At 54.0% G+C, this 11,956-nt stretch carries 10 protein-coding genes; 9 read left to right on the forward strand and 1 reads right to left on the reverse strand.

What is annotated here, in order from left to right:
• Genes I9184_RS11950 through I9184_RS11965 form a run of 4 tightly spaced genes read left to right on the forward strand, consistent with a single transcriptional unit; the run spans position 1 to position 3,791 of the window.
• A complete protein-coding gene (locus I9184_RS11950) occupies positions 1-987 on the forward strand; it encodes an ABC transporter permease (RefSeq protein ID WP_174818509.1) in 987 nt (328 codons plus the stop codon).
• A 56-nt stretch (positions 988-1,043) separates the two neighbouring features.
• Positions 1,044-2,039: a substrate-binding domain-containing protein gene (locus I9184_RS11955; RefSeq protein WP_010437236.1), complete on the forward strand. Its 996-nt coding sequence runs from the start codon at positions 1,044-1,046 to the stop codon at positions 2,037-2,039.
• 52 nt (positions 2,040-2,091) lie between these two features.
• Complete coding sequence (locus I9184_RS11960; RefSeq protein ID WP_209834530.1) at positions 2,092-2,994, forward strand: hypothetical protein; 903 nt, start codon at positions 2,092-2,094, stop codon at positions 2,992-2,994.
• A complete protein-coding gene (locus I9184_RS11965) occupies positions 2,982-3,791 on the forward strand; it encodes an NAD(P)-dependent oxidoreductase (protein WP_209834532.1) in 810 nt (269 codons plus the stop codon). Before I9184_RS11960 ends, I9184_RS11965 begins: the two co-directional genes overlap by 13 nt.
• 553 nt (positions 3,792-4,344) lie before the next feature.
• On the opposite strand, the gene I9184_RS11970 is transcribed toward I9184_RS11965, so the two are convergent.
• On the reverse strand, positions 4,345-5,661 hold the full coding sequence (locus I9184_RS11970) for an adenylate cyclase (RefSeq protein WP_245218111.1): 1,317 nt from the start codon (positions 5,659-5,661) through the stop codon (positions 4,345-4,347).
• 122 nt (positions 5,662-5,783) lie between these two features.
• On the opposite strand from I9184_RS11970, the gene I9184_RS11975 reads away from it, so the two are divergent.
• From I9184_RS11975 to I9184_RS11995, 5 genes are all read left to right on the forward strand, one after another.
• Positions 5,784-6,062 carry a hypothetical protein gene (locus tag I9184_RS11975; protein WP_209834534.1) on the forward strand — a complete coding sequence of 93 codons (279 nt, stop codon included), beginning with the start codon at positions 5,784-5,786 and terminating at the stop codon, positions 6,060-6,062.
• Position 6,063: 1 nt separating this feature from the next.
• Entirely contained in the window at positions 6,064-7,701 is a 1,638-nt protein-coding gene (locus tag I9184_RS11980; RefSeq protein WP_209834536.1) for a sulfatase-like hydrolase/transferase, read from the forward strand.
• 101 nt (positions 7,702-7,802) lie between these two features.
• Positions 7,803-9,470, forward strand: a complete 1,668-nt coding sequence (locus I9184_RS11985) for a sulfatase-like hydrolase/transferase (RefSeq protein WP_209834538.1) — start codon at positions 7,803-7,805, stop codon at positions 9,468-9,470.
• Between the two features lie 59 nt (positions 9,471-9,529).
• Positions 9,530-10,774: a DUF3179 domain-containing (seleno)protein gene (locus I9184_RS11990; protein WP_171724059.1), complete on the forward strand. Its 1,245-nt coding sequence runs from the start codon at positions 9,530-9,532 to the stop codon at positions 10,772-10,774.
• 70 nt (positions 10,775-10,844) lie between these two features.
• Positions 10,845-11,597: a porin family protein gene (locus I9184_RS11995; protein ID WP_171724058.1), complete on the forward strand. Its 753-nt coding sequence runs from the start codon at positions 10,845-10,847 to the stop codon at positions 11,595-11,597.
• Positions 11,598-11,956: the final 359 nt, after the last annotated feature.

Raw genomic sequence — 11,956 nt, forward strand, 5'->3', positions numbered from 1 at the left:
ATGACCGCTCAAGCCAACTTGCCCATGAAGCGTCCGCTGCTGCGCCGTGTTCTACAAGCTTTTGTCGATATTCGTGAACTGACGCTGATCGTTCTGATCGCCGCCATCATCATCGTGATGTCCAACGTTAATCCCTATTTCCTCAGCTTCTCGAACTTTCGAGCCGTGGCCGTGGGCATGGCCCCAACCGCGATCATCGTGATCGGTATGGCGATCCTACTTGCATCCGGCGGGTTCGATCTTTCCGTTGGATCGGTTATGGCTTTGTCTTCTACCGTCGTAGCCATGCTGCTTTTGACTGGCATGCCAATTCCGCTCGCTGTGGTATGCGGATTAGTGTTGGGTGGAATTGTCGGGGTAGTCAACGGTTTGCTCGTGACCGGCCTCGGGATCAATCCGCTTATCGCGACCCTCGGCACGATGTCGATCGCGCGAGGCATCGCTCTTGTCCTGACCGAAGGTTTTTCTGTCTCAAGCCTGCCGGCATCATTTGCCTGGATCGGCAAAGCTGACATAGGCGGCTTTCCGGTAATCGTCTTGTTCACCATTCTGCTCGTCGTTCTGTTTGACCTGGCCGTCCGCCATACGCGCTTTTTCCGTCAGGTCTATTTCATCGGCGCCAATGAAAAGGCCGCGATGTTGTCAGGCATCCATGTCACACGCGTGCGTATCATTCTGTACGCACTGACCGGTATTCTGGCTGCTTTGGCGGGTGTATTGCTGGCCTCCCGCCTGATGAGCGGCACGCCCACGGCAGGAAACGGTATCGAACTTCAGGTTCTGGCAGCGGCTGTCATCGGTGGCGCATCTCTACGCGGCGGCGAAGGTACTATTCTTGGTGCTTTCCTCGGCGTCGTTTTCGTTGCGTTGATCAACAACACTATGACGATGCTGGCTGTATCGATCTACTGGCAGATGATCGTCATCGGCGGTGTACTCGTTACAGCGGTCGCCTTGGACATGCTGATCCGAAGCAAACGGGGCTAATCCCGAAGCTTTCCAAAACTCAACAACAACCAAAGATCCAAAACAGGGAGACTACGATGACTGAATTGAACGTGAATCGGCGCAGGCTGCTGACAGCGGGCACCACCGCTGGATTGGCCGCAGCGTTCGGACTGCCCATGCTGTCCAAAGAAGCCATGGCGCAAGCGGCCGGCAAGGAGTATGTGTTCCTGTCCATCGTCACGCAGGTGCCGTTCTGGGTGGACTATCGAAATGCAATGGAAGACCTTGAGGAACTGATGGGCATCAAGGCCACATTCACGGGCCCCTTGGATTTCGACACGGCCGCACAAGCACGCCAATTGGATGAACTGATCGCAAGACGTCCCGCAGGCATCCTTATCTTCCCCGGTGATCCGGCCACTCTGGCCCCCGGCGTCGAACGTGCGGTCGAGGCGGGCATTCCGGTCACATGTTGTATTGGCGATATTCCCGACAGCCCCCGGTCCACATTCCTTGGTATCAATGGCGTTCAGGCAGGACGTGTCGGCGGCGAAATGCTTGCGCAAGCGATTGGCGGGAAAGGCAAGGTTATCCTCGGCACTTTCCCTGCCCCCTCCACATTGGAGCGGGTCGAGGGGTACAAACAAATCTTTGCTGAGAAATACCCGGATATCGAAGTGGTCGACGTCGTCAACGATAAGGCCGACCCTTCCTATGCGCCGACAGCCTACCTTCAGGCAATTCAGGCGAACCCGGATATTGTTGGAATTGGCGGCACGGACGGCGACAGCGGCAAAGGCGCTGCAATTGCCGTCAATGAGGCGGGACGCAAGGACATCAAGATCGTCGCGATGGACCGAAATGATGATATGCTTCCCTATATCGAAGACGGCACAATTCACGGCGCTGTGGCTCAGAAATCCTATCTTGAGATCTTTCTAGCCTTCCACATGATGCATTGGCAGAACACAGACGCGCTGAAGGTCTTGCCCGATTGGAAGGCGGCTGGCATCAACCCTTTGCCGGAGCGCGTTGAGACCGGGGTTATGCCGATTACGGCCGAAAACGTCGTCCAGTTCAAACACACCTAAGCGATTGTCCCGGCGCATTCGATCGCGCCGGGAACCCGATAGGAGGGGGTACATGTCGGACAGATGGAGCGTTCTTCACCTGCAGCAAAACGATCTGCAACTGACACTCCTGCCCGGCATCGGGGGCCGCCTATGGGATATAAACTTCCAAGGTCGCTCCCTCCTATTTCAGAACGCAGATCTCGACGGTTTGGATGTCGATGACACACGGCTTACTGATCTGCCCACACGCTCTCCACAATTTGGTTTTCCACTCTGGGGCGGCGAGAAGACGTGGATCGCCCCAGATGCATCCTGGGTAAACGGCGCTCCGTTTCCCGTGTTGGACAGCGGCTCTTACCAGATCACTTCAAGAAGCAGCACTCGTATCGACATGACCAGCGCAGTATGCCCGACCTCGCACTTGTCAGTGTCGCGCCGCATCACGCTGACCTCGGCGGAAAGCTGGGAAATAGAACACATCGTGGTCAACCATGGGACCTCCTCGCGCCTGACCGGCATTTGGTCAGTCATGATGCTTAATACCCCCACCAAGGTCGGTGTCGAATTGCAAGACCCTGCATTTTATCCTGTTTTTGGCTCTGCCGAAGGGATGATAGCGACGCACGGCAAAAGCATTGTCGTGGATTGCAACAGACAGCAGGAATTCAAGGTCAGGCTACCGAACCCCAACGGTCGTACATTGATACGGTGCGGCGCGGATGCCCCGTTGCTAATGTGCTCGGTACCAGAACCTCAAAAGGGCGATCAATTTGCACACGACTATCCGTTTGAGGTCTTTAATTCAGCCGATTACGCCTATTGCGAAGCGGAGTGGCACTCCCCGGCACGCAGGCTTGCACCAAATGAAACGCTGAGTTTTCGGCAGACGTTCCGCGTCTTGACGGATGAAGATACAACACAAATGCCATTGGGGCTCACAAACAACAAGGAGTTCCTGTCATGCATGTCTTGATTACAGGCGCAGGCGGGCATCTAGGCCGCAAACTCTTCAATGCGCTAGAAAGCGACTCCAATTACACCGTCTCTGGCATCGACATCCGTCCCGTTGATCATCCCGACATTCACACAGCAGACCTGTCCGACGACAGCAGTTGGGTCAGTTTGCTAAAGGGAGTGGACGTTATCGTGCATCTTGCCGGAGACCGAGAGCCCTCCGCCACTTGGGCCTCCGCGATCAAACACAATATGGATGCAACGCTTTCTCTCTATCACCATGCGGTAGCCATGGGCGTCAGCCGCGTGGTTCTTGCCAGCTCCAACTGGGTTCACGGCGACAAAAGGTTCACGCATCAGGTGCTCAACAGCACGACACCACCAGGGCCAGTAAACGCCTACGGCATGTCAAAGCTATTCTGTGAACGGACAGGGGCTTATTTCGCCGAGCATCACGGACTGTCGGTCATCTGCTTGCGCATCGGCTGGACGCAATGGACTCACGGCAACCAACCCGGCACACACATGGCGATGGGCCGGTGGGGTCAGGAAATGTGGTTGAGTGATCGGGACTTTCTAAGCGGAATGCGCGCCGCAATAGATGCCAAGGATATTTCCTTCGCAGCCCTGAACCTAATGTCAGATAACCCAGGTATGCGCTGGGATATCACCGAAACACGACAAACGATTGGCTACTCTCCAGAGGATGGAAGCCCCGCAAAAATAACAGTGGGCATTTCCTTGAGATCCATGCTGCAGCGGCTGTTTACAGTCCGACTCCCCAGCTTTTTCGCGACACGTTTCCCGGATTGGTAGAGTACAAGATCCGAGCATTGTTGTTGCGTTGCGCAACCAGTTTACGAAACCTCGCATGGAAGTAAGCGCTGAAAAGGTCAGCTTTGTCTGCTTCACGGTAGACGGAGAGCGACATAACGAGCGCCAGATTTGGCAACCATTGATGTTTGATACTTCGATAACAAACCGCAAACGTCGCTGAACGGGTGTTATCTGAAGCGATCTCTGGTTGAGTGCGAGCCTTATCTGCGGACCGAACGAACCATCATTTCAACCCCTCAGATAGCAGTCATTGATCCTGCGCGCGGAGAACGTCTATTTCGAGCCCACTTTGACTGATACTGCAATCAGCAACAACTGGAAGAAAGGGCGGGAAGCAGAAGTTCGCTGCGAGTGCAAAGATTATCTCATCGGGAGCCAAGAGCAGACCTTTGTCTGTCCATCACACACCCATTCGGTATCGATGAACTTTGTTTTGATCTCGTCTGGAGGTTCGTCCACTTCACAACCAACGCACCTCCTCCTTGGAAGCGCATGCCTCTGAACGAATTATTACAAACCCTATAGAAAATCGTCAGGGCTTGGCGGGTCCTGACCAACCTGCAGCTATCATTGCACTGATCAGCTCTTGAACTGGCTGTGGGTCTACAAACACCCGAGCCTTTAGTTTTTCGAGGGGGAAGCTTGGCCAAGTGTCCGAAAATACTCTTGCAAGCCGCTGTGCCTCAGCTTGTTCTCCGTTCCTCCAGTGGGCTGCCATAAGGTAAGCTGCGGAAATTGGTCCGAACGGCCCACCGCGAGATATTGTTTTATCAAACGTTCGGATTGCGGCAGCATAGTCTCCCGTGTGGAACTGAGCCGCACCCAATGCGTTGTCAAAAACTAGCCCTCCACCGTTTTGGGCCAGTGCTCTATATCTCACTGATTGCGACAGAACCCGATCAAAATCGGACGTGTAAAGGGAGATCAGGGCGTCGAATTCAGCAACATGTGAATCATCGGGTGCCAAGTCTACGGCCCTTTGGGATAATCCAACCGCGCTTTCATAATTGCCCACCCCAAATTCAAACCAGGCCCGAGCTGAAAGCGACCATGCTGCATTCGGAGCCATTTCCAAAGCGTAAGCACTATTCTTGTCCGCTGCGTGCAAAAACTCGTCTGAACCGGGCTTGCCCGATTGCATAATGGCGAGCATTGTTTCGACCTGAGAAGCACCAGCATATCCCCCGTAATATAACGGGTCTCGTTCAATCGCTGTTTTAAAAATCAACAACGCGGGCTGAAGCCGGGCCAGATCCGTAACAGGGAAAATCAGATCCCGGCCTGCGTCGCTTAGGTTCATTGCCTCGACACGGGCAGGTGACACGTCGTAGATTGCAGTTTTGCCGGTTTTGGGTGCTACAGATTGCGAATTGCGGCCAATCAGGACACCAAAAAGAATGCTGACTATTAATAGTGAAAGCGAGATAACGACTGCGGTAGCCCGTCGCCTTCCGCGTAAGCTTCGTCTGCTTCGACTGGAGCCCGGCAAAAATTCGGGTGCGTAACCCCCGACGGGCAGTGAGATAACCAATTCGTCAGCAATCCCTTTACCGTCATAATAAGATTGCAGCTTTCGCCGAACACGCCCGGCATCCACACGCACGACGCCCTCGCGTTTCAATAACTCATCCGCGTCGTATCCATAAACATCCATCGCAATGGTCTTGGCACGTATTTCGTCGGAACGACCCTCCAGCGTTTCCGTCACCACGTAAGATAGGAATGATCGCATGCGGGCGGATCCTTTGAATTCATCCGACCTCAGAACCTTGTCCAACGCGGCACGCAACTGCTCGCCCGAGAACGATTGAGTACCAGTCTGGCCCTGATTGCCCACGCTGACGTTCAAAAACTATCCTTTCACAATAAGGGTTTGACGTCACGTTGCTACCGTAGCATGCGGCTTGAAACGTGCAATACATATTCTTTTGGATGCATGCTTAGAGGGAGAATGCCTAAAAAGCGCTGCCAATGACGGATGATGAATTCTTTGAATCTCAATTTCCCAAAGCGGGTCGTCTGCTACGGAACCTGCGGGAAAAAGACCAAGAGTTCGATCAAATTTGTCGCGACTACAAAGAGGTCTTCGCAGAAATGGCGATGCCGCCAAAGTCGCATTCAGTTCTACAGATGCGCTATCTCGCGGATCTGGCAGAAAGCCTCTCGGACCTGCGCAGCAGTATTGACGGACACCTGCGGGCTCAGGGCGCGCGTGCGGGATCGGTACGGAACAAAGATTTGGAGGTTTGACATGAAACTTAGATATATCTTGCCTACGTTGTTGATTGGTGCTGGCTCCGTGCTTGCTCAGGAAACCCCAATTGTTCATGACGGCGAGTTTGAATTCCTCCGCGCGCAGTTTGGTGAGGCATGGGATGCACAAGACGTTGAAGTCGACGCCAAGCTGGCCGAAATTCGTGCGGCCAATGGCGATAAGCCCCCTAACCTCCTCTACATCCTGATTGATGACGTCAGCTTTGGTCAGATGGGTGGCCGCAAGATGAATTACGTCATGGGGATCGAGACACCCAGCATCAATCAATTGGCCACCGAAGGTTTGTCGCTGATGCGCATGTATACCGAACCCTCCTGCACTCCGACCCGCACAGCCATGTTGACAGGGCGCCACCCAATTCGCGCAGGTGTGGAAGAGGTCAAGGTGGCTTTGGTTGGCGAGGGCCTTCCGGCCAGTGAAGTGACACTGCCGGAGATTCTGAAACAGGTCGGCTATAATACGGCGCATGTCGGCAAATGGCACCAAGGCGACATCGAACAATCGTACCCCCACAATCAGGGGTTTGATTGGGCCGCATTTCCACTCCACCAGCAAGTACAGCTGAGCCTCATGACCCCCGAGGCAATGCGGTCCAACACCATGCTCGGCTATGTGCCCGAGGGGCAGAACAATCAGTTCCTGCTGGATGAACGGTTCAAGCCATATGGCCTTGTCACCGGTGTCGAGGCCGAAGCCGGTGGACCCGCCCAGGAAGTAGAAATGTCAGCCGGTGAAGTGTGGACGCAGACCAAATATGAAGAGATGAACGAACGATATCAACGGCAGGCGTTGGAGCAACTTGAACGCGTCGCTTCCGAGGATGCGCCATTCTTCTTACAATACTGGCCGCTTTACCCGTTGAACTTCGTCTACCCGGATCAGGCAATTTCACGAAATGGCGGTTTTCATGCCGACAAGCTGCAACTGCTTGATGGTTGGATCGGAGATCTTTTGGCCAAGCTTGAAGAATCTGGCAAAGCGGACAACACAATTGTTGTTTTGATGGCGGATAATGGCCTGATGTATCACTACGAAGGCTCATCCGGTCTGAACCAGCTGATCTATCGCGGTGGCAAAACCCAGCATCTTGAAGGCGGCGTAAGAACCGATGCGTTCATTCGCTGGCCCGGTGTGATCGAAGCCAACAGCGCAGCCGGTGACATCTTTCACGTCTCAGATATCTTCACCACGATGGCGCGAATTGCCGGAGCCACAGACTTTATCCCAAGGGACCGCGTAATAGACGGCATCGACCAGACGGCCTTGCTGTTGAACGGCGAGGGAAATGGGCGGCGCGACTATGTCTATATCTACGAAGGACCTGTCTTGCGCTCGGTCGTCAAGCAGGAGTTCAAGATGCATCTTCCTGCCCCCGGTCAACCCGGCGCGGCTGCTCCGACTTATAATATTTATAGGGACCCCCGAGAGGAACACCCTTTGGTGGGCTACTCGCTTTGGGCCGGGGCATCTTTTCAAGATATGATCAAGCGTCACCAGAAGATGATCGCCAAGTATCCGCATTCAGAGATTGGCAAAGGTACACCTTATGAAGGCATTGAAAACCTGCGCCCGGAATCCGAACTGACCCGCGACGTATTCACGAGTTGGCAGTGAGATCACAAATTTAGTAATTATTCGAATATATCGATGTTACTGATGGTAATCACATCGAAGTCAAAAACCGAAGCTCGGCTTCGAACCCTGGGGGAGATGGAATGAAACTACAATGGCTTATGGTTTTGTGTGCAGGCATTGCCGCCCCACCTTTGCAGGCTCAGGACGACCCTATTCAACACGATGCTGAGTTTTATATTCTGCAAGCCCAACGCGCGGAACAATGGGTGCAGGATGACGCTGCCGTTGATCAGGCTTTGGCCGCTTTTCGTGACGGCAACAATGGGCAACCCCCAAATATCGTCAGCGTTCTGATTGACGATATGGGCTTTGGCGATATGGGTATACCCGAGCTCAACGCTGTCCGTGGGTACGACACTCCGAACATCAACGACTTTTCGGACGAAGCGTTGCGTATGGTTCGGATGTATACTGAACCGTCCTGCACCCCGACTCGCGTGGCACAAATGACCGGCCGCTTGCCCGTGCGTATGGGAATGGGTGATACGACCGTCGATATCGCTGGCTTTGGATTGCCCGATAATGAAGTGACACTGGCCGAAGTCTTGAAACAGGCAGGATATGCAACCAGCCACGTCGGCAAGTGGCATATGGGCGATATTGCCGAAAGCTGGGCAATGAATCAGGGTTTTGACTATGCCCAGCACGCCATCCACCAGCAGGGCCAGCTGACAATCTTTAATGATGATGCGATCAAAGAACAGGTCTCGGTCGCGATCCGGGACTATGAGGATAAATACACACTGGACGGCTGGTTCCGACCGGATGCCTCGGCGATGATGACCGTCATCGAGGGCGAGACCGGCGGCGCCATTCGCGAAATCCGCATGGAAGCCGGAGAACGCTGGAACGCCGAAAAATACGACGAAATGAACCAGGCGTTTCAGGATAAAACACTTCAGGAACTGGAACGCCTTGCAACTGGGGACGCGCCCTTCTTCCTGCAATATTGGCCGATGATCCCGCTGGACAATACCCGCGCCGGCCGTGACGGGCCGGAAAGCGCGAATGGCGGCTTGTATGTCGACAAGATGCAGCTACTGGATCAGTGGCTGGGTGATCTGTTCGCGCGCATGGATGATCTAGGGCTCAGCGAAAACACCATCGTTGTGGTTATGGGCGACAATGGGCATTTTACCAAATACGCGCCGCAATCCGGGTTTACCCCACTGATTTACGCGGGCGGTAAAGGCGACACGACTGAAGGTGGCGTGCGCGTGGACGCCTTCATCCGCTGGCCGGGCATGATTGAAGCTGACGCGTTGTTAAACAGCATCATTCATGTTTCGGACCTCTATACCACGATCTCGCGCTTTGCCGGGGCGGATGGATTCATCCCAAGGGATCGTCTGGTCGATGGTGTCGATCAGTCGGCGGCGCTACTGTTCGCGGATGAATCGAAAGCGCGACGCGATCACGTGATCATCTATTCGGTCGCGAAACCCGAGGCGATCGTTAAGGATCAGCTTAAGCTCAAACTGCCGGGACCCGGCGAGAGCGCAATTTTAGCAAAATTCTTCGATCTTTACCGCGACACCCGCGAAGAATACTCGGTCTCAACCGAAGTCGGGTCTTGGGGTGGGCAGGAATTCGTACGTATACTGGGCCGCCACAAGGCGCGGAAAGAGAAATACCCCGATACTCCGCCCGCCTACGGCATGCCTTATGAGGGGATTGAGAACATTCGTCCCGAGACACAGCAAGCCGTTGAAGCTTTCATGATCAAGCGCGCGTCGCCCCAGAAGTAGGCCTGTTCTTTCGTAATGAACCGCGAAGGACTGTAATCACCAAAATCGAGGATCTCAGCATGGTTGGTAGCATAATTTTCGCACTGGGATTGATCGTGTCACTCGGAATCGGGTTTGTCTATTTCCGCGACCTTGGCGATGTCTCGCAAATGCTGCTGAAAGTAAAGCGCGAGAATATGGTGCGCTTTATCCGGCATGAATACCGCCTGATTGGCATTGGCCTGGGCGGATTTGTAGTGGCAACCCTTGCACATTTCCTTTTGGGGGGCGGCCCTTTCTGGCTTTGGCTCGTAACGGCTGCGCTGACCTTGCTTCTTTATGGGTTTCCCTATGTGTGGGTGCATTTGGGCCTGAGAAACCAGCTCAACGACGCCCAGTATTTTTCTATCGAGGAAGCGCGAAAATATGTCGGTCCAACAGCGCCAGTCATCGTCATCGAACACAATGGTCACGCGCGCGCGCACCCGGATGCGCAGATCATGCGCCCTCATTTGGCGGGCGATGTAGATGGGCTGGGGGGCGAGGATGTGGTAATGACTTACTGCGCGATGGCCAATCTGGGTCAGGGGTACACACCGCGAATAGAAGGACGGCGCCTGAACCTTGAGGTTCTGGCCCAGCATGGCAACAACTTGATACTGCGTGACAACGACACGGGCGATCCGATCCAGCATATCTACGGTTTTCGCGAGGCGGATCGCGACCCCAACTCCGAGGGTCCTGCTTGCCCTCTCCGGCCCGAAGCGCAAATGAGGCCTTGGCCCACCTTTCGAATGACATTCCGCGGGTTTCAGAAAGCCTATCCAGAAGGTGAGGTGTTTCTGAACAAACCATCGACGAACCCTTTGCTGCGTCTGCTGGACATGATGACCGAGATCACCTTTGGCTGGGGCATCGGACGCCAACATCAGGAAGACGCTCCTGTGATGGACAACATGGATCGTTCAGACCACCGGTTGCCGAACAAAACCTACGTCTGGGGAATTACGATTGGTCAAGATGTCGCTTGCTGGACCGACGATTTCATCATCGAGAACAACTGGATCGTGACCGCCAAAGTCGGAGGACGGGATGTCGTGGTCAGCCTGGATCCGAAATATGAAAGCCTGGGCGTTTGGTATAACGACTCGGGTCAACCGGTGGCCAAATGCGATTTCTGGGGTCACTCGGATCAGGGTCAGCTAAAACGTGTAGAAACCCTGCGCGCAGGCGTATTCTGGCACGTTTGGTCCGAGTTTTTCCCGAACACAGATATCAATCGCGTCGGCAACAGTTCGATGGCGACGGAAGAAGCTGCGGAATGAAAATCAGGACCACACAATTTCAAACCAACGACAATTTATTGAAACTTGTATGTTTGTCGGGAGGAACAGAATGTTTTCGTCACTATGGGTGAAAAGTTGCTTATGCGCGGCAACGCTATCGGCATCGGCAGCCACAACGGCTGCGGCACAACAATCCGATTGGTCCTACGAGGCCACGATTTATCTGTTCATGCCGGAAACAGAAACATCCTTAAGCACCCCCATGGGGACACTGGACGGTACACTCAGTTTTTCTGATGCATTGGAAAACCTAGATTTCGCCTTTATGGGAGCGTTCTCGGCCACCGACGGACGATGGCTTATACTTGCAGATTACAACTACACAGATTTGTCGTTCAGCAACAGCACTCCCGGCCCCGCCAGTTCGGGCCTCGAGACATCATTTACCACGCAATACCTAAGCGGTTATGTCGGCTACCGAGTGTATGAAGCACCAACTATCTCGGTGGATGTCGCCGGAGGGTTCCGGTGGTTCAGCACTGATACAGAGTTCACCCTTCTCCCTGGCGCGGCACCGGGGAGGACAACAACCGCCGACGACAGCTGGACCGACCCTGTCATCGCCGCCAGAGCACGCGTCCGGTTCTCGGACAAATGGTCCGGCACCGGTTTCGTCGACTACGGAGGTTTCCGCAGCGGCAGTGAAACATGGCAGGTTCTGTTGACCGCCGAATATGCCATCAACAACAGATGGCTGATCCGCGGCGGCTATCGCTATATCTCGTTTGACCATGAGATCGACGGTAGCGATTTTACATTTGATCAGTCAGGGCCAGTGTTAGGCGCGACTTATCGTTTCTAGAATTCTTTATTGGTGAACTCGAGACTGGGTTGTGATGTTACGAACATCGTTTGATTGGCGCGAGTAGACTGCAGAAAGTTCTAGAGAATCATATTCGCTGTGTCCTCAGATTTGTCTTCGTGTCTGGCACCAGTTCTTGAACCCCAGCATCGATAGCTGGTTGGAGTTTGTTCTCACTCTAGAAATCAAGCGATGAATGAAGCAAGTCTAAGTCGCGATGCCACTTTCAACCGCAGAGTGAGAATTCACCTCGGCTGGCTTTCGCAACTACAGCGAATGGCTGCAAAGCGGGCTGCGACCGCAGCATTGAAACATGTAGGCCAACGGCAGCTCAGGGCCGATAGCCAACAATGTAAGCC

The organism is Ruegeria sp. HKCCE3926 (assembly GCF_017872515.1).
GTDB lineage: Bacteria > Pseudomonadota > Alphaproteobacteria > Rhodobacterales > Rhodobacteraceae > Ruegeria.